Below are 19,222 nucleotides of genomic sequence, written 5' to 3'. Positions count from 1 at the left end.
GCGCTCCTTCTCCCCGCTCTGCGCGGGGAGAAGGGTGGGATGAGAGGGGCGAGGCACAATAGCCGTTCCAATTCACCCTGGGCATGTCGCACAGATTCCGATCCGCGAATTGCGAGTATATGGCGACGTCGTGCCATGCCCCTCACCCGCCGCGAAGACGCGGCGACCTCTCCCCGCAAGCGGGGAGAGGTTAAGAGACCTACACCGCCATCTTCCGATGCAGCACGGGCACGCCGCTCAGCTCCTCCGCCGCATCGACGATAGCATTCGCGTCGATGCCGTGGTGGCGATAGAGGTCGTCGATGGTGCCGGTCTGGCCGAATTGCTCGACACCCAGCGCTTCCATGCGATGACCGCACACGCTACCGATCCATCCGAGTGTCGCCGGATGGCCATCGAGCACGGTGACGATGCCGCAGTCGCGCGGCAGCGGCTGCAGCAGCTTCTCGATATGGCTCAGATGCTGCGGATTACGCCTGTCGCGGCGGATTTTCCGCGCTGACGTCCAGCCGGCATGGAGACGGTCGGCTGACGTGATCGCCAGCAGGCCGATGTCGCGATGACTGTCGCCGAGCAATCCCGTTGCCTCGATCGCTTCCGGCGCCAGCGTGCCGGTATAGGCGATTACCAGATCGCAATTGGCGCCGGGCTTGCGCAGCCAATAGGCGCCATCGGTGATGCCCTGCTGCAGCTCCGGCGTCATCATGCGCTGCGGCTGCTCGATGGTGCGCGTGGAGAGCCGCAGATAGACCGAGCCGCCGGCACGCTGGCCGCTGTCATCAGTGCCCGCGTCGCGCTGCATGTGCTGGAAGCCCCAGCCCATGATCACTGCGAGCTCATCGACGAAAGCCGGCTCGAATGATGCGAGCCCGTCTTGCGCCATGCCGATTAGCGGCGTCGCGATCGACTGATGAGCACCGCCTTCCGGCGCAAGCGTGATGCCCGACGGCGTCGCCGCCACCATGAAACGGGCATCCTGATAGCAGGCATAGTTGAGCTGATCGAGACCACGCTCGATGAAGGGATCGTACAGCGTCGCGACCGGCAGCAGGCGGACGCCGTTGATGCTGCTCGACAGGCCCAAGGCCGACATCAGGATGAACAGGTTCGCCTCGGCGATGCCGAGTTCGAGATGCTGGCCCTTCGGCGAAAAGTCCCAGTTGAAGGTGGACGGAATCTTCTCGCTGCGGAAGTGATCGGCCTTCTCGGCGCGCGCGAACAGCCCGCGGCGATTGACCCAGGCGCCGAGATTAGTGGACACGGTGACATCGGGAGACGCGGTCACGATGCGCGACGCCAGTTCGGTATCGCCCCGCGCTAACTCGTGGAGCACCAGGCCGAAACCCTGCTGCGTCGACATTTCCGGCGACGGCTTGAACGACAGATGCGCGGGAACATCGATCACGTCGGCGCTGAGGCGCCGCGTGCCCTGCTGCACGAAGGGCACGTCCTTGAGGAACGCATCGAGCATCAAAGCGTCCTGCGTCAGGCCCTCATATCTGTCCCATTCATGGCCGGGCCGGATGTTCTGCGCCGCGCGCCAGGTCTCCATCTGCGTCGGCGTCATCAGGCCGGCGTGGTTGTCCTTGTGACCCTGGAACGGGAGGCCGACGCCCTTGATGGTGTAGGCGATGAAGCAGACCGGACGATCGTGATCGATCGCCTCGAAAGCCTCGACCATGCTGGCCATATCGTGGCCGCCCAAATTGGACATCAGTGCGAGCAGCTCCTCGTCGCTGCGCGCTTCGATCAAGCGCGACACCGGACCCTGATCGCCGATCTCGTCGTTGAGCCGCTTGCGGAACGCAGCACCGCCCTGGAAGCACAGCGCCGAATAGATCTGGTTCGGACAATTGTCGATCCAGGTCTTCAATGCAGCTCCGCCGGGCTCGGCAAAAGCCGTCTGCATCAGCCGGCCGTACTTCACGATCACCACGTCCCAGCCAAAGTTGCGGAACATGGATTCGAACTTCTCCCACAGACCCTCGCGCACCACGGCATCGAGGCTCTGGCGGTTGTAGTCGACGATCCACCAGGTGTTGCGCAGCCCGTGCTTCCAGCCTTCAAGCAAGGCTTCGAAGATATTGCCCTCGTCCATCTCGGCATCGCCGACCAGCGCGATCATGCGGCCTTCGCGGCGGTCCTTCATCCAGCCGTGAGCCGAGACGTAGTCCTGCACCAGCGACGAGAACAGCGTCTGCGCGACGCCGAGGCCGACCGAGCCGGTGGAGAAATCGACATCGTCGATGTCCTTGGTGCGCGACGGATAACTCTGCGCGCCCTTGAAGCCGCGAAAGTTCTCGAGCTTCTCGCGCGTCTGGTTGCCGAACAGATACTGAATGGCGTGGAACACCGGACTCGCATGCGGCTTCACAGCAACGCGGTCTTCCGGCTTCAGCACGGCGAAATACAACGCCGACATGATCGTCGCCAGCGACGCCGACGAGGCTTGATGGCCGCCGACCTTGAGGCCGTCGGTATTGGGGCGGATGTGATTGGCGTTATGGATGGTCCATGACGAGAGCCAGAGCACCTTGCGCGCCAATGCGGTCAGGGTCTGCAGGCGATTATGATCGATCGGCATGGTGGGCTCCCGCGTCGGCCAGCTGCGCTGGTTCGTGATGAGGTCGCCATTCTAGCAGGCGCCCCAAAGGGATTTTCTCAATTCATCGCGACAACCACGGTCATATTGGGATAAACGAATTGTTCTGGCTCCAATATCATGGAATTTTCCCAATGTCAGCCCTCGATGCAATCGACCGCAAGATTCTCGCCGCGCTGCAGATCGACAGCCGCATCACCATGCAGGAGCTCGCCGAGAAGGTCGGGCTCTCGATCTCGCCGTGCCATCGCAGGGTGAAATTGCTGGAAGAGCGCGGCGTCATCACCCGCTACATGGCGCTGGTCGATCAGAAATCGATCGGGCTGCCAGTCAGCGTCTTCATCTCCATCAAGCTTGTCAGGCAGAAGGAGGAAGACCTCAACCGTTTCGCGAAAGCGATCTCGAAATGGGAGGAAGTACTGGAATGCTATCTGATGACTGGCAACCGCGACTATCTCTTACGCGTCGTCGCGGCGGATCTGTCGTCCTATGAGGCATTCCTGAAGAACAAGCTGACGCGGCTCGACGGCATCGCCTCGATCGAATCCAGCTTCGCCCTCAGCCAGGTGAAGTATTCGATCGCACTGCCGGTGTGAGGGCCCAGAGCTAGCTGGCTCGCTTCACCGCGGCGACGGTACCACCCGGGGCGCTGACGACGCTCTGGTAGTGCGCAATCGGCTGCGGGCGGCCGATCAGGAAACCCTGGATCTCCGCACAGCCTTCGCTCGCAAGAAACGACATTTGGGCGACGGTCTCGACGCCCTCGGCGATCACCGGCAGCTTCAACGAGCGGCCGAGCCCGATGATGGCATGGACAATAGCCGCGGACTGCGGATTGTCCTCGAGATTGGCCACGAAGGTCTGGTCGATCTTGATCTTGTCGAAGGGGAAAGCCTGCAGATAGCTCAGGCTCGAATAACCCGTGCCGAAATCGTCCATGGCGACGCGAACGCCCAGTTCCTTGACGGCGTGCAGGATTGCGATGGCACCAGCAAAATCGTCAATCAGCACGCCTTCGGTGATCTCGATCTCGACACGCTTCGGGCAGAGACCGGTTTCCGCCAGAACGGCGGCGAGCATCCCGGGCACATCGCCGCGCTGAAAATTGACCGGCGACAGGTTAATGGCGATCGACAGCGGATTGACCCAGGTTGCCGCCTCGCGACAGGCCTCGCGCGCCACCCACTCGTCGATGGCGCCTATCAGACCGCTCTCCTCCGCCAGCGGAATGAACACCGTCGGCGAGATGATGCCGCGCTCGGGATGCCGCCAGCGCAGCAGAACCTCGAAGGCGACGACAGCGCCCTCGGTGGTCGCCTGCGGCTGAAAATAGAGTTGGAATTGCTTGTTCTCGACCGCCACCACGAGATCACGCTGCAGCAGTCGCTTCTCGCGGATGTGCTGATCCATCGCAGCCTCGAAGAAGCGGATGGTGCCGCGTTCCTCGGCCTTGGCGCGGTCGAGCGCCAGATCCGCATGCGCAATGAGAGCTTCGATATCCTGGCCGTCCTGCGGATAGACGGAGATGCCGATGCTACAGCGAACATTGACGTGCTGGCCGTCGATCTGAAACGTATTATCGAGAATGCTCGACAACCGCGCACAGAGATCTTCCGCTGTTTGCGGCTCCGCGCCGAGATGAGACACGATCGAGAAGATATCGCCACTCGGCCGTGCCAGAAATGCGCCGTTGCAGGCTTGCGCCAGCCGCTTCGCCAGTTCGGCCAGTACGGCGTCTCCGGTGGCCTGGCCGTATACATCATTTGTCTCTCTGAAGCGGTCGATATCGATCCGCGCGATCGCAAACGAGCCGTGTCCCGCCGAGGCCTCTTTGAAGACGCGGGCCAGATGTTCGTTGAAGGCAACACGATTGGGCAGATCGGTGATCGGATCGTGCCGCGCGAGATGCACGATCCGCGCTTCGCTGAGTTTGCGGTCGGTGATGTCGGCGTGGGTCGCGACCCAGCCGCCATTCTTCATCGGCCGGTAGCGCACATTGATGGCGCGTCCATCCGGCAGCTCGGCGGTCTGGCTGCTCGGCACGCGATCCGCGAGCGCCGTCCGCATCTTCATCTCATAACTATCCATATCGACGAACAGCGTGCCAGCCGCCGCACGAATTGCCAGCACCTGATCCTCAGTCGTGCCGGCGAACATTTTCGCCGGCGGGATGTTGTACATGCGCATGTAGCTTTCGTTCCACAATTCGAGCAGGCCATCGGCGCTATACATGCACAGGCCCTGCTCCATATTGTTGAGCGCCGCATCGAGCTGGAGATTGCGCTTGCTCATGCTGCGGCGGGTGCGCTGATCTGTTACGGCAACGACGAGGCCCGCGATCACCACGGCGGCGGTAAAGGCCGCAATGGCCAGCGACAGTTCGATCGGGGACAGCAGACTTTGGTTCTCAGCGGCTGCGGCATTGTAGGTCAGATCGATCGCGCCCATGGCGACGAAGTGATGTACGCAGATCGCGAGCGTCAGAAGCAATGCGGCAACGAGCAGCTTGCCGGGCCGGTCGGCGGTCTGGGCGACGAGGATCGCCAACGCGGCAATCACCATGCCGCCAACGACCGACGCCGTCACGAGGTCCGGCATCCACTGGATGATGGCGGGGATGCGCAGCGACGCCATGCCCATATAGTGCATGCAGGCGATGCCGAGGCCGATCACCGCGCCGCCGGCCAGCGCGTTCCGTTTGGTTCGATTGAACAGCGCGATGGCGAATCCGGCCGTGGTCATCACTGCAGAGGCGACGAGCGAACAGGCGGTGATGATGAGGTCGTAGTGGAGTTCGAAACCAGGCGTGTATGCGAGCATCGCGATGAAATGCGTCGCCCATGTGCCGAATCCGGTGACCGCGCCTGCGGTAATCAACCACGCAAGGCGCGTGTCGGGCAATGCGGTGCGAGCACGCGTGAACAGGTTGACGGCGGCAAGGCTGGAGAGAAAACACACCGCCGCCGCCAGCAGGATCTGCCGCCAGTCATGCTGCAACTCGATGCAATTCCAGACTCGTAGCATAAAGATACCAACATATGACGAGATATCGAAGCATAGCGCGTGCAATGTTCGGAATGTTTAAAACTCACGGAAAAATTGCACAGAAGAGCTGTTATTCTTAAGCCGCGATAAAGCCCGAAATATGCCGGGTATCATCGTCCATGTTTGCGGAAAAATATGCAACACATTCGGATGTACCCACCGCAAGCGCCATGGCTCAGGGGAAATCGAGCTATGGGGACGACCTGTCTCGATCAACAGCTCATCGTTAGGCGCTCGGATAAGGTTCCGCCGGCGCGGTGACCTGCGCGCGGCGCACGCGTTCGCGATGTGCGGTGTAGACACCGCTGGCGATGATGATTGCAGCACCGGCGAAAGTGACAGCATCGGGCACTTCGCCAAACAGGAAGAAGCCGATCAGCGTCACCCACACCAGCTGCACATAGGAGAACGGTGCCAGTACCGATGCATCCGCATAGCGGAAGGCCAATACGACAATCCAGTGGCCGACAGTAGCGGCGACGCCAATACCAACGCCGAGCGCGATCTGCGTCCAGCTCGGCACGATCCAGTAGAACGGCACGATGACACTGAGCACGAGAAAGCCGGTGATCGCCGAAAACGCCATCGTGGTGATGGCGCGGTCGGCCCCGCTGATTTTGCGTGTCAGCACCAGCGCAGTCGCCCAGCCCAGCGCCGAAATAATCGGAAAGATCGTACCGGGCTGAAACGCCGCGGTGCCCGGCCGCACGATGATCAATACGCCCAGAAGCCCTGCGATGGTGGCGGTCCAGCGGCGCAGACCGACCTTTTCGCCGAGGAAGAGAACCGATAGCCCGGTGACGAATAGCGGCGAGATGAAGCCAGTCGCAGTCGCTTCCGCGATCGGCAGATAACCGAGCGCCATGATGAAGAAGATCGACGAACACAACAGGCCCAGCCCGCGAAATACCTGCAGCAGCGGCCGCGTCGAGCGCATCGGATTGCCCGAGGCCGGCGCCAACACGATCGGCAGCAGGATCACGACGAACACCAGAAAGCGGATCCAGGCGATCTCCACCGATGGCATGCCCGTGCGCGACAGATACTTCGCCATCGCGTCCGATGACGCTAGAAACGCCGTCGAGCAAATGATCATCAGAATGCCGCGCAGCGGCCGGTCGGTATGGCGATGAGCCGATACACGGGCAGCAGTCTTCGGCGGCGGAACATGGCTTGTCACGAGCGGGGACCAATATGCAGGCTCGTCGGTGCATGCGAGCCGAATCGAATACGGCTCACAAAACGACGATCACGAAGCCGGGACAACTGCCGATATCAGGACACGGATATGCAGGCAGGCAAAAAAGCCTATGCCGGCCGATGCATCAGCGGCCAGCGTGCAGCGCAGCATCGATTTTACCGCATCCCTACAGCATCGGTAGACTGGAAGGCTCCCGGCCGAGCGGGAATACCTTTCCAATATCAGCCAGTTCGGCCGCGCTGAGCGTCAATGCACTCGCCGCCGCGTTGTCCACCGCATGGGCGGCCGAAGACGCCTTCGGAATTGCGAAGACCGTTGGCTGACGGATCAGGAAAGCCAGCGCCACCTGCCGCGGCGTGGCCAGATGGGCATCGGCGATCTGCTGCAGGATTTTGCCGCCCGGCGAGCGCGTCGACGGGAAATCATTATGACCGAACGGCGAATAGGCCACGACGGCGACGCCATGGCTCTCGCACCACGGGATCACGCGATGTTCGATGGCGCGCTCCTGCAAATGATAGAGCACCTGATTGCAGGCGATAGCGCCCTTACCTGCAAGTTTCGACAGCTCGTTGAGATCGTCGACATCGAAATTGCTGACACCCCAGGAGGCAATCTTGCCGGCCGCCTTCAACTCTCCGAAGGCGGCGACAGTCTCGGCAAGCGGAACCTGACCGCGCCAGTGCAGCAGGTAGCAATCGAGCCGATCAGTCCCCAGCCGCTTCAGCGAGCGCTCGCAGGCGGCAATGGTGCCCTTCCGCGACGCGTTGCTCGGCAGCACCTTGGAGACCAGGAACACCTCGTCGCGACGGCGAGCCATGGCCTCTGCAATCACGAGTTCCGCGTCACCATACATTTCGGCCGTGTCGATATGGGTCATGCCGGCATCGAGGCCGGCCTGCAGCGCCCTGACCGCCGCAGCGCGGTCACTGTGGTCGATATACCAGGTGCCCTGCCCGATGACTGAGACGTCGCGCTTGGTTTGGCCGAATGGATTGTGTCGCATGCTGCGCCTCCGCCTCCCGCGGCAATGAGGCACACGGGAGTGGACTTTAGCGCATCAATTCAGAGGAGTCAGTGGCTGATCATCCACGGCCGCGCTGTCGGGAAGCTCTTGGCGCCCGAGCGGGTCTGCTTCACCAGCCGCGACGGCTTCTTGCCGGAGCAGCAGCCGCAACCGGCCCCGTGCGCGGCCTTGTACTCCGCCGATGTTTTCGGCGCATTGCGGCTGCGCTCGTTGGTGGCGTGGGCCTTGCGCTTGTCGGAGGGCATGCAGAAGAAGGCAGGCGCAGTCAGGATCACGCGCGGCGCCTGCGTCGCGCAATGCGGACAGTTCTGCGGGTCATCGCATTCGGCCATCGGCCGCATGTCGGTGAACGGACCGCAATCGTCGCAGAGATATTCATAGACCGGCATGGGATGATCCATTGTGAGACAATGCCCTCTCCCCGTCATTGCGAGCGAAGCGAAGCAATCCAGAAAGCCGCAAGCGAGGGAAGACTGGATTGCTTCGTCGCTTCGCTCCTCGCAATGACGGCGGAGAGTGAGCGAAAGAAAAAGGGGCTGCGGGGTCGTGACGCCAACCCCGCAGCCGAGTTGACCGCGTTACTTGTCCGGCGAGAGCGGCATCTGGATGTCGCCCTTGATGTGCTTGATCGGGCCCGCCGACGACGGGTTGATGTCGAAGTCGAAGATCTGCGTCGGCAGCCACAGCGTGGCGCAGGCATTGGGCACGTCGACGACGCCGGAGATGTGGCCCTGCACCGGCGCGGTGCCGAGGATCGAATAGGCCTGGGCGCCGGAATAGCCGAACTTCTTCAGATATTCGATGGCGTTCAGACAGGCCTGACGATAAGCGATATGCACGTCGAGATAATGCTGCTTGCCCTGCTCGTCGACAGAGATGCCTTCGAAGATCAGGAAGTCATTATAGTTCGGCGTCATCGGTGACGGCTTGAACACGGGGTTCTTGATACCGTATTTCGACACGCCGTCCTTGATGACATCGACCTTGATGTGCAGCCAGCCGGCCATCTCGATGGCGCCGCAGAAGGTGATTTCGCCGTCGCCCTGCGAGAAGTGCAGGTCGCCCATGGAGAGACCGCCGCCAGGGACATAGACCGGGAAATAGACCTTGGAGCCGCGCGACAGGTCCTTGATGTCGCAATTGCCGCCATGCTCGCGCGGCGGAACGGTGCGCGCGCCTTCGGCCGCAGCCTTCTCCTTCGCCTCACCCTTCAGCCGACCCATATGGGCAGTCGGGCCGAACGGCGGGTTGGCAAGGCCGGGCACGCGGGTCGGGTTCGTCGCGATCAGTGCAGTCTCGCGCTCGTTCCAGGTGGCGAGCAGTTTCGGATCTGGCAGACAGCCGATCAGGCCGGGATGGATCAGGCCGGCGAAGTTCACGCCCGGGATGTGACGCGACGAGGTGTACATGCCCTTGAAGTCCCAGATCGACTTCTGCGCTTCCGGGAAGTGATCGGTCAGGAAGCCGCCGCCATTCTGCTTGGAGAAGAAGCCGTTGAAGCCCCACAGCGAATCTTTCATCGGGCCGACATCGAGGAGATCGACCACGAGCAGATCGCCGGGCTCCGCGCCCTTGACGCCGATCGGGCCGGACAGGAAGTGCACAATCGACAGATCGATATCGCGCACGTCATCGGCACTGTCGTTGTTCTTGATGAAGCCGCCGGTCCAGTCATAGGTCTCGACGATAAAGTCATCGCCGGGATTGACCCATGCGACCATGGGAATGTCCGAATGCCAGCGGTTATGAATCATGTCGTTGTCGTAGGCCGACTGCGTAAGGTCGACCTTGATCAGTGTATCTGGCATTCAATGCTCCCCTTCGGTTACTGGTCTTGGTGGTTGGACGTAAGACTGGTCAGACGGACAGGTATTTGGCGATCTGCGCGGCATCGATGCCCTCGCGGGCTTCGTCGCGAACGATCTCACCATTCTCGATCACCAGCACGCGGTCGGCGACGTCGAGCGCGAAGCTCAACACCTGTTCGGAGACGATGATCGACAGGCCCTTGGTGTCGCGGATGTGCTTCAGCGTGCGGGCCATATCCTTGATGATCGACGGCTGGATGCCTTCGGTGGGCTCATCGAGCAGCAGCACCTTCGGCTTGGTGGCGAGCGCGCGGGCTATGGCAAGCTGCTGCTGCTGGCCGCCGGACAGATTGCCGCCGCGGCGGCCTTTCATTTCGAGCAGCACCGGGAACAGCTCATAGAGATCGCCGGGCACTTCCTTCTCGCCGGAGGCGACAAGGCCGGTCTCGATATTCTCCTTCACTGTCATGTGGGAGAAGATCATCCGGCCCTGCGGGACATAGGCGAGGCCGCGCGCCACGCGCTCATAGCTCTTCAGCGCACCGAGCTCCTTGCCTTCCATGGTCACCGAGCCCGACTTGGTCGGCACGATGCCCATCAGCGACTTCATCAGCGTGGTCTTGCCCATGCCGTTGCGGCCCATGATGGCCACGATTTCGTTGGGCTGCACCGAGACATTCAGGCCATGCAGGACTTCGCTCTGGCCGTAAGCGACGTGGAGATCGTTGATCGCGAGCATGATGATCTCCTCAATGACCCAGATAGACTTCGATGACCTTGGGATCGTTCTGAACCTTCTCCATGGTGCCTTCGGACAGGATCTGTCCCTGATGCAGCACGGTCACCTTGTGGGCGATGTCCTCGACGAATTTCATGTCGTGCTCGATCACCAGTACCGAACGGTTCTTGATGATCGTGTTCAGCAGCTCCGCCGTCTTGACGCGCTCGCTGACGCTCATGCCGGCGACGGGCTCGTCGAGCATCAAGAGATCCGGATCCTGGATCAGCAGCATGCCGATCTCGAGCCACTGCTTCTGGCCGTGCGAGAGCACATCGGCATACATGTTGAGACGATCCTTCAGGAAGATCATCTCGGCGACCTCCTCGACGCGCTCGCGCACCGCGGCATCGCGCTTGAACATCAGCGAGCCGAACACCGAGCGCCCGCGTGGATAGGAGATCTCCAGATTCTCGAACACTGTCAGATCGTCATAAACCGACGGCGTCTGGAATTTGCGGCCGACGCCGGCCTGCACGATCTGGTTTTCCTTCAGCTTGGTCAGCTCCGTGCCACGAAACTGTACCGAGCCCGAGGTGGCTTTGGTCTTGCCGCAGATCAGATCGAGGACGGTCGTCTTGCCGGCGCCGTTGGGGCCGATAATGACGCGGATCTCGTTCTCCTCGACGTAGAAGGAGAGATCGTTGACCGCCTTGAAGCCATCGAAGGAGACGGTGAGCCCTTCCACCGCCAGCAGGAATTCTTTGGGCTGATGTCCGACGAGCATGACGTGTCCCCTATTCTGCCGGTGCGCCATCGGCGGCGGATTTGATGGCCCAGGCCTTCTTGGATTTCGACGAGCGCATGGCGATCAGGCGGTCGATGTGGCGCGCCACGTGATCGCGCCAGATGCCGGACAGGCCGTTCGGGAAGAACAGCACCACGGCAATGAACAGACCGCCGAGGCCGAACAGCCAGAGCTCGGGGAAGGATTCCGACAGCATCGTCTTGGCGTAGTTCACCAGCAGCGTGCCGTAGACCGCGCCGAAGATGGACATGCGGCCGCCCACGGCCGTGTAGATCACCATCTCGATCGACGGCACGATGCCGACGAAGGAGGGCGACATGAAACCGATCTGCAGCGTGAACATGGCGCCACCGATCGCGGCGAACATTGCCGCGGCGCAGAAGGCGAATATCTTGAAGTTGGCGACGCTGTAACCGGAGAAACGGACGCGGTCCTCCTGTTCGCGCATCGCCACCAGGATGCGACCGAGCTTGGTCAGCCGGATGAACTGAGCGGTGATGATGCAGGCGAACAGCACGAAGACTTCGAAGAAGTAGAGGATGACCTTGGCGTGATCGGTGCGGATGTCCCAGCCGTTCAGCGTGCGCAGATCAGTCATGCCGTTGATGCCGCCGGTATAACCCTGCTGGCCGATGATCAGGATCGTCGCAATCGCCGCGATGGCCTGGGTGATAATGGCGAAATAGACGCCGCCGACACGCCGCTTGAACATCGCCGCGCCAATGATGAAGGCCAGCAGCGTGGGCACCACGAGAATGGCGATGATGGTCAGCGTCAGCGAGTGAAACGGCTTCCAGAACATCGGCAGCGCCGTGATCTGATTCCAGTCCATGAAATCCGGAATGCCGGGCGTCGACTGGATCTTGGTGTTGGCGACGCTGGAGGCTTCCAGCTTCAGGAACATCGCCATGCAATAGCCGCCGAGGCCGAAGAACACACCCTGCCCGAGGCTGAGGATACCGCCATAGCCCCAGCACATCACCAGACCGATCGCGACGAAGGCGTAGGTCAGATATTTGGCGACAAGGTTGAGACGAAACACATCCAGAAACAGCGGCAGAATGACTGCGAGCAGCAGCAGCAGCGACAGGAAACCGAGAAGCTCCGAGCGGTTGAAGAAGCGTGTATTGATCATGGTGATGATGCCCTGCTCTGTCTGTACTGCGCGCTTACTTGCGGACCTTGAGGGCGAACAGGCCCTGCGGCCGGATCATCAGGATTCCCACGATGGTGAGCAGCGTCAGCACCTTGGCCATCGAGCCGGACATGAAGAACTCCATGGTCGACTGCGCCTGGGAGATGGTGAAGGCCGAAGCGATGGTGCCAAAGAGACTGGCCGCGCCGCCGAACACCACGACGAGGAACGTGTCGACGATGTAGAGCTGGCCGGAGGTCGGGCCGGTCGAACCAATCATGGTGAAGGCGGAGCCCGCGATCCCCGCAATCCCGCAGCCGAGGCCGAAGGTGTAGCGGTCGACCTTCTCGGTATTGATGCCGACGGCGCCCGCCATCACGCGGTTCTGCACCACGGCACGGACCTGACGACCCCAGCGCGACTTGTACATGATGTAGGCGACCACCATGGTGATCCCCAGCGTCAGCACCATCACGAAGATGCCGTTGATCGGCACTTCGATCGTGTCGGTGACCTGCTTGGAGCCCATCATCCATTGCGGCAGTTCGACACCGACTTCGCGCGCACCGAACACCGAACGATAGGCCTGCTGCAGGATCAGGCTGAGACCCCAGGTCGCCAGCAGCGTATCGAGCGGGCGCTTGTAGAGATGCCGTATCAGCCCCCATTCGACCAACATCCCCAGCGCACCGGAGGCGATGAAGGCGAGGATCATGGCGACGAAGAAGTAGCCGGAGAACAGCGACGGCAGATGCGACTGGAAGAAGCTCGAGGTCAGCCAGGTAACGTAGGCGCCGAGGATCATGAATTCGCCATGCGCCATGTTGATGACGCCCATCTGGCCGAAGATGATTGCGAGGCCGAGTGCCATCAGCACATAGACCGAGAACAGGATCAGGCCGGCAAAGCCCTGCATTGCAAAGATGGCGCCAAGATCGCCAATCGAATAGTCGCCGAACATCGATCCGTCCTCCGTCAGGGAAAGGGTCCCGCGCCGCGCGATGAGACGCGACGCGGGGTTGTCGTGCGCGGATAGGTCGTCCGCGCCAGGGAGAAGCTGCGCGGAGCTACGCTCCGCACTTGACGAGCAAGGCTTACTGGTAGCCCTTCGGGAACGGATCCGGCTCGATCAGTTCGGGCGTCTCGTAGACGACCTTGAACTGGCCATCGAGCTGGGCCTGGCCGACGCGGGCCTTGGACCACAGATGGTGGTTCGTATGGATCTTGACGTAGCCTTCCGGCGCCTTGGTGAATTCGATACCGGCAGACGCAGGTGCGATCTTGTCGATATCGAAGGAGCCGGCCTTTTCGACCGTCATTTTCCAGAGCCACGGGCCGAGATAGGCGGCCTGCGTCACGTCGCCGATCACGGTCTTCTCGCCCCACATCTTCTTGAAGGCGGCGACGAATTCCTTGTTGTTCGGATTATCCAGCGACTGGAAGTACTTCATACAGGCATAGGCGCCCGCGATGTTCTCGCCGCCGATACCGTCGATCTCGTCCTCGGTGACCGAGATGGTCAGCATGGTCTGCTTCGACAGGTCGATACCGGCCGCCTTGAGCTGCTTGTAGAAGGCGACGTTGGAGCCGCCGACCACGGCCGCATAGATCACGTCGGGCTTGGTCAGCTTGATCTTGTTGATCACCGAGTTGAACTGGGTGTGGCCGAGCGGGAAGTATTCTTCGCCCGACACCTTGCCGCCGAGCTTGCCCTCGATGTGCTTGCGGGCGATCTTCATCGACGTGCGCGGCCAGATATAGTCCGAGCCGATCAGATAGAAGCTCTTGCCGTTCTTGGTCTTGGAGACCCAATCGAGGCCGGCGAGGATCTGCTGGGTGGCTTCCTGACCGGTGTAGATGACATTCTTGGACTGCTCGAGGCCTTCATAGAAGGTCGGGTAGTAAAGCATGCCGTTGTACTGCTCCATGACCGGCAGCACCGCCTTGCGGGAGGCCGAAGTCCAGCAGCCCATGATGGCGGCGACCTTGTCGTTGACCAGCAGCTTCTTGGCCTTTTCAGCGAAGGTCGGCCAGTCCGAGGCACCGTCTTCCTGGATGAACTTGATCTTGCGGCCGAGCACGCCGCCCATGGCGTTGATCTGCTCGATGGCGAGCTTTTCAGCCTGAACCGAGCCGGTTTCCGAGATCGCCATCGTACCGGTGACGGAATGCAGAATGCCGACGGTAACTTCCGTATCGGTAACCGCAAGGCCGGTGGTATTGATGGCTGAGGTGGCCGGCGCCTGCGCAAAAGATGTGCGCGGAAGCAGCGACATTGCCGGCAAAGCCGCCATGCCCATCAGCAGTTTACGCCGCAATGGCGAGTGCAAGCCCGGTTTCTTCTCGTCTGACATTTCAACCCCACTGGTTCGAGTACGCCTATTGGTGAGGCAAGCATTGCTGAACTTGTGCGGTGCACGGATACGCGAGATCGCGTATACTGCACCGCAAAATGCCGACGTAGGTTTTTGCATCACGCAAACATGCGTAGTTTGACAGGGTCAGGAGCGGAGTAGTGGCAGGGCGGCAGCGTATCGACCGCGTGAGACGCCAGTACAATCAATGGGTCGCCAACCAGACCCTGGAGGATTACGCACTCCGCTTTACGGCGAAGAGCGCCAGGCGCTGGTCCGCCGCGCGGGTCGCCAACACGGCATTGGGCGCCATTTCGTTTCTCGCCCTTGAGGCCATCGGCGGCACCATCACCATCAATTACGGCATGACCAACGCCACGGCAGCGATCCTGGTGGTCAGCGTCATCATCTTCTGCTGCGGATTGCCGATCGCGTATTATGCCGCAAAATGCGGCATTGATATCGATCTCCTCACCCGCGGTGCCGGTTTCGGCTATATCGGCTCGACTGTTACCTCGCTGATTTATGCGTCTTTCACCTTCATCTTCTTCGCCATCGAGGCGGTCATTCTCGCCTCGGCGCTGGAGATGTGTTTCGATATTCCACGCCCCATCGGCTACCTGATATCGGCCGTGGTCATCATCCCGCTCGTGACCCATGGCATCACGCTAATCAGCCGTTTTCAGCTCTGGACCCAGCCGATCTGGCTGGTGCTCAACCTGCTGCCTTTCGCGGCCATCGCCTATGCCAGCCGCGACTCCTTCGTGGCCTGGACCAAATTTCCGGGCGACCACGGCAGCGCCGCCGGTCATCTCGATCTCCTGCTGTTTGGCACGGCCGCTTCGGTCGTATTCTCGCTGGTCGCGCAGATCGGCGAACAGGTTGACTTCCTGCGCTTCCTGCCGCGCGACCGCCGCAGCTCGCGTGCGAGCTGGTGGGTGGCGCTGCTGTGCGCGGGCCCGGGCTGGATCATTGTCGGCGCGATCAAGCTGCTGGCCGGCTCGTTCCTCGCCTATTTCGCACTGACCCACGGCGTTTCGACCGAGCACGCCGCCGAGCCCGCGCATATGTATCTCGAAGCGTTTCGCTATGTGCTGTCGCAGCCTGATCTGGCGCTGGCTTTGACAGGAACCTTCGTGATCCTGTCGCAGCTCAAGATCAACGTCACCAACGCCTATGCGGGCTCCATCGCCTGGTCGAACTTCTTCTCGCGCCTCACCCACAGTCATCCCGGCCGCGTGGTCTGGCTGGTGTTCAACGTACTGGTTGCGCTGCTACTGATGGAAATCGGCGTCTACAAGGCGCTGGAGCAGACGCTGGCGCTGTATTCCAACGTTGCGATTGCCTGGGTCGGCGCACTCGTTGCTGACTTGGTCATCAACAAGCCGCTCGGGCTGCGCCCGCGGCAGATGGAGTTCAAGCGCGCGCATCTCTACGACATCAACCCGGTCGGCGTCGGCGCGATGCTGGCAGCAACCGTGATGTCGGTCAGCGCCTTCTATGGATTGTTCGGGCCCACGGCCAAGGCGCTGTCGCCGTTCGTAGCCTTGCTTACCGCGCTTGTGACCGCCCCCATCATCGCCTTCGCGACTGGCGGGAAATACTACATTGCCCGCAAGCCGAAGCGCGCCTGGCAGAACATGGCAGCGATCCAATGCTGTATCTGCGAACATTCGTTCGAGCCCGAGGACATGGCCCACTGCCCGGCCTATGCCGGCCCGATCTGCTCACTGTGCTGCTCGCTCGACGCGCGTTGCCACGATCTCTGCAAGCCGCATGCGCGGATCGACGCACAGATGTCGGCGACGTTCGGCAAATTGCTGCCGGAGCCGATCCTGGCCCGGCTCAATTCGCAGCTCGGCCATTATCTTGGCGTGTTCATGATCGCTGCCGGTCTCGTCGGCCTGACGCTCGGACTGATCTATCTGCAGACCTCCGCCGCATCGCCGGGAGACAGTGCGCAGGTCTCGGAAGTGCTGTGGAAAGTGTTCTTCGCGCTGGCGATCATCATCGGCGTGGTGGCATGGCTATTCGTGCTGGCCAAGCAAAGCCGTCGCGCGGCGGAGGCCGAAACCAAGCGGCAGACCACCCTGCTGATGCAGGAAATCGACGCGCACAAGCGCACCGACGCCGAATTGCAGCGCGCCAAGGAAGTCGCCGAATCCGCCAATCTCGCCAAGAGCCGCTATGTGGTCGGCCTCAGCCACGAGCTCCGATCGCCGCTCAATGCGATCAGCGGCTATGCGCAGCTATTGGAACAGGACGAGAGCCTACAGACCCGCCCGCGCGATCAGGTGCGTGTCGTTAAGCGCAGCGCCGATCATCTCTCGGGGCTGATCGACGGCATTCTGGATATTTCCAAGATCGAGGCGGGGCGCCTTTATCTCTCGCGCGACGAAGTTCGTCTCACCGATTTCCTCGATCAGCTGGTCGGCATGTTCCGCCTGCAGGCCGCAGCCAAGGGCATCGACTTCGTATTCCGACGGCCGAACATCCTGCCGACCGTCGTCTATGCCGACGAGAAGCGGCTGCGCCAGATCCTGATCAATCTGCTTTCCAACGCGATCAAGTTCACACAGGCCGGCAGCGTGCAGTTCGTGATCCACTATCGCAGCCCGGTCGCCGAATTCGAGATCATCGATACCGGACCTGGCATTCGTCCCGACGATCTCGAACGCATCTTCGCACCCTTCGAACGCGGCGCGCTTGGCGCTGCGCAGCCGCACACGGGCACCGGCCTCGGCCTCACGATTTCCAAACTGCTCGCCGGCGTCATGGGCGGCGATATCCGTGTTAGCAGCGAGGTCGGCACCGGCAGCACCTTCCGCGTCAAGATGCTGCTCTCCGAGGTGACCAATCCCACCCGCATCGCGCCGGTGGATGCGCCGATCTATGGCTATCACGGTATCAGAAAGACCATTCTCGTGACCGACGACGATCCCACCCAGCGCGACCTCTTGCGTCAGGTGCTGACGCCGCTGGGCTTCATCCTGCTCAGCGCGCCGGATGGCCAGGCCTGCCTCAGCCTCGCCCAGCATTGCCGCCCGGACCTGTTCCTGCTGGATATTTCCATGGCCGGTATGGACGGCTGGACCGTCGCGGAGAAGCTACGGTCGTCGGGCCACCATCAAGCGCGTATCCTGATGGTCTCGGCCAGTGCGCTGGAAGCCCATGGCACGCCGCTCGCCCAGCCATTCCATGACGGCTATCTGATGAAGCCCATCGAACTGCCGCGCCTGCTCGAACAGATCGGACAACTCCTGAAGATCGAATGGCAATACGAACGCGACGAAGTGGCACCGCTACCGCAATGGACACCCACCAGCGGCACACGGCCGCCCGTGCATCATGTAGAGGAACTCATTAGCCTCGGGCAGATGGGGCACATTCGCGCCATCCAGTTGAAGCTCGACGAGATCGGCAATGAGCACCCCGAACATGCCGACTTCGTCGCCCAGATGCGTTCGCTGATCGACCGCTTCGACCTCGATCAATACATGGCCACCTTGAAGACGCTGTACACCTATGACCACTGAATCGAAAAAACGCGACGTCGCGCTGGTGGTCGATGACTCGCCGGAAACATTGCGGCTACTGACCGACGCGCTCGATGGCGCCGGCATGACCGTGATGGTCGCCATGGACGGCGCCGCCGCCATGCGCATTGTCGAGCAGATCACGCCGGACATCATCCTGCTGGATGCCGTCATGCCCGGGATCGACGGCTTCGAAACCTGTCGCCGGCTGAAGCGCGACGCGGGCCTCGGCGACGTGCCCGTGATTTTCATGACCGGTCTGTCCGAGACCGAACACATCGTGCGCGGGCTCGAGGCCGGCGGCGTCGACTACGTCACCAAACCGATCATCATCGAGGAAATGCTGGCGCGTATCCGCGTGCATCTCGCCAATGCACGGCTCACGCAAAGTGCACGCACGGCGCTGGATGTCTCCGGGCGTTTCCTTCTCGCGGTGAGCGGCAAGGGCAATATCCTGTGGGCGACGCCGCAGGCGCAGAAATTGCTCAGCGATCACCTGATCGCCGCCCCCAATGATGAATTGCTGCTGCCACCAGTCATGATGCAGTGGCTCGAACAGATGCAGCGGTCGGGCGCCAAGCCGGCACCGTCATCGGGCTTTCCGAGCAACGAGCTGCTGCGTCTGCAATATATGGGGAAAGTCGGCTCCGACGAATTCTTGCTGCGTCTCGCCAAGGAGAACGCACCAACCGCTCCCGCCGAATTCAGCAAGGAGCTTGGCCTCACGGGCCGCGAGGGCGAAGTGCTATCCTGGCTCAGCAAGGGCAAGAGCAACCGCGATATCGCGCAGATACTCGGCCTCTCACCGCGCACCGTCGACAAGCATCTTGAGCAGATCTACGCCAAACTTGGCGTCGAGAACCGTACCGCGGCTGCGGCAATTGCGGTGAATGCGAGCCACAGGCGGCAATAGCTTCAACCCGTCATTCGGATAGTTCGGTTCCCTCTTCAATTGATTTGATGCTGCGCCGCACGAGCGGCATCGCCG

The 19,222-nt window shown here is 61.5% G+C and carries 14 protein-coding genes; 3 read left to right on the top strand and 11 right to left on the bottom strand.

Annotation, left to right across the window (positions count from 1 at the left end; genetic code table 11):
- Nucleotides 1–199: 199 nt before the first annotated feature.
- On the bottom strand, nt 200–2,584 hold the full coding sequence (locus LPB73_RS05330; RefSeq protein WP_231079860.1) for a transketolase: 2,385 nt from the start codon (nt 2,582–2,584) through the stop codon (nt 200–202).
- A gap of 152 nt (nt 2,585–2,736) precedes the next feature.
- On the opposite strand from LPB73_RS05330, the gene LPB73_RS05325 reads away from it, so the two are divergent.
- On the top strand, nt 2,737–3,198 hold the full coding sequence (locus LPB73_RS05325) for an Lrp/AsnC family transcriptional regulator (RefSeq protein WP_175366591.1): 462 nt from the start codon (nt 2,737–2,739) through the stop codon (nt 3,196–3,198).
- A 10-nt stretch (nt 3,199–3,208) separates the two neighbouring features.
- On the opposite strand, the gene LPB73_RS05320 is transcribed toward LPB73_RS05325, so the two are convergent.
- From LPB73_RS05320 to urtA, 10 genes are all read right to left on the bottom strand, one after another.
- Nucleotides 3,209–5,626 carry a bifunctional diguanylate cyclase/phosphodiesterase gene (locus tag LPB73_RS05320; protein ID WP_231079859.1) on the bottom strand — a complete coding sequence of 806 codons (2,418 nt, stop codon included), beginning with the start codon at nt 5,624–5,626 and terminating at the stop codon, nt 3,209–3,211.
- A gap of 247 nt (nt 5,627–5,873) precedes the next feature.
- The gene (locus LPB73_RS05315) at nt 5,874–6,827 is read right to left on the bottom strand and encodes a DMT family transporter (protein WP_414716861.1); all 954 of its coding nucleotides are present in this window, start codon (nt 6,825–6,827) and stop codon (nt 5,874–5,876) included.
- A 187-nt stretch (nt 6,828–7,014) separates the two neighbouring features.
- Nucleotides 7,015–7,854 carry an aldo/keto reductase gene (locus LPB73_RS05310; RefSeq protein WP_231079858.1) on the bottom strand — a complete coding sequence of 280 codons (840 nt, stop codon included), beginning with the start codon at nt 7,852–7,854 and terminating at the stop codon, nt 7,015–7,017.
- Between the two features lie 68 nt (nt 7,855–7,922).
- A complete protein-coding gene (locus LPB73_RS05305; protein WP_184518863.1) occupies nt 7,923–8,264 on the bottom strand; it encodes an FmdB family zinc ribbon protein in 342 nt (113 codons plus the stop codon).
- A gap of 189 nt (nt 8,265–8,453) precedes the next feature.
- Nucleotides 8,454–9,683, bottom strand: a complete 1,230-nt coding sequence (gene fmdA, locus LPB73_RS05300; RefSeq protein WP_093756657.1) for a formamidase — start codon at nt 9,681–9,683, stop codon at nt 8,454–8,456.
- 49 nt (nt 9,684–9,732) lie between these two features.
- Nucleotides 9,733–10,422 carry an urea ABC transporter ATP-binding subunit UrtE gene (gene urtE, locus LPB73_RS05295; RefSeq protein WP_068735526.1) on the bottom strand — a complete coding sequence of 230 codons (690 nt, stop codon included), beginning with the start codon at nt 10,420–10,422 and terminating at the stop codon, nt 9,733–9,735.
- 10 nt (nt 10,423–10,432) lie between these two features.
- Nucleotides 10,433–11,188: an urea ABC transporter ATP-binding protein UrtD gene (gene urtD / locus LPB73_RS05290; RefSeq protein WP_231079857.1), complete on the bottom strand. Its 756-nt coding sequence runs from the start codon at nt 11,186–11,188 to the stop codon at nt 10,433–10,435.
- A 10-nt stretch (nt 11,189–11,198) separates the two neighbouring features.
- Nucleotides 11,199–12,344, bottom strand: a complete 1,146-nt coding sequence (gene urtC, locus LPB73_RS05285) for an urea ABC transporter permease subunit UrtC (RefSeq protein WP_231079856.1) — start codon at nt 12,342–12,344, stop codon at nt 11,199–11,201.
- A gap of 34 nt (nt 12,345–12,378) precedes the next feature.
- Nucleotides 12,379–13,305: an urea ABC transporter permease subunit UrtB gene (gene urtB / locus LPB73_RS05280; protein ID WP_231079855.1), complete on the bottom strand. Its 927-nt coding sequence runs from the start codon at nt 13,303–13,305 to the stop codon at nt 12,379–12,381.
- A gap of 133 nt (nt 13,306–13,438) precedes the next feature.
- Entirely contained in the window at nt 13,439–14,698 is a 1,260-nt protein-coding gene (gene urtA, locus LPB73_RS05275) for an urea ABC transporter substrate-binding protein (RefSeq protein WP_231079854.1), read from the bottom strand.
- Nucleotides 14,699–14,859: 161 nt separating this feature from the next.
- On the opposite strand from urtA, the gene LPB73_RS05270 reads away from it, so the two are divergent.
- Complete coding sequence (locus LPB73_RS05270) at nt 14,860–18,234, top strand: hybrid sensor histidine kinase/response regulator (RefSeq protein WP_231079853.1); 3,375 nt, start codon at nt 14,860–14,862, stop codon at nt 18,232–18,234.
- A complete protein-coding gene (locus LPB73_RS05265) occupies nt 18,224–19,147 on the top strand; it encodes a response regulator (RefSeq protein ID WP_231079852.1) in 924 nt (307 codons plus the stop codon). Before LPB73_RS05270 ends, LPB73_RS05265 begins: the two co-directional genes overlap by 11 nt.
- The last annotated feature ends 75 nt before the right edge of the window (nt 19,148–19,222 follow it).

Origin of the sequence: Tardiphaga sp. 37S4 (genome assembly GCF_021044645.1) — a bacterium.
In the GTDB taxonomy this organism is placed as follows: domain Bacteria; phylum Pseudomonadota; class Alphaproteobacteria; order Rhizobiales; family Xanthobacteraceae; genus Tardiphaga; species Tardiphaga robiniae.
The sequence above is the reverse complement of the archived record's forward strand: the minus strand, read 5'-3'. Positions and strand labels throughout refer to the sequence as shown.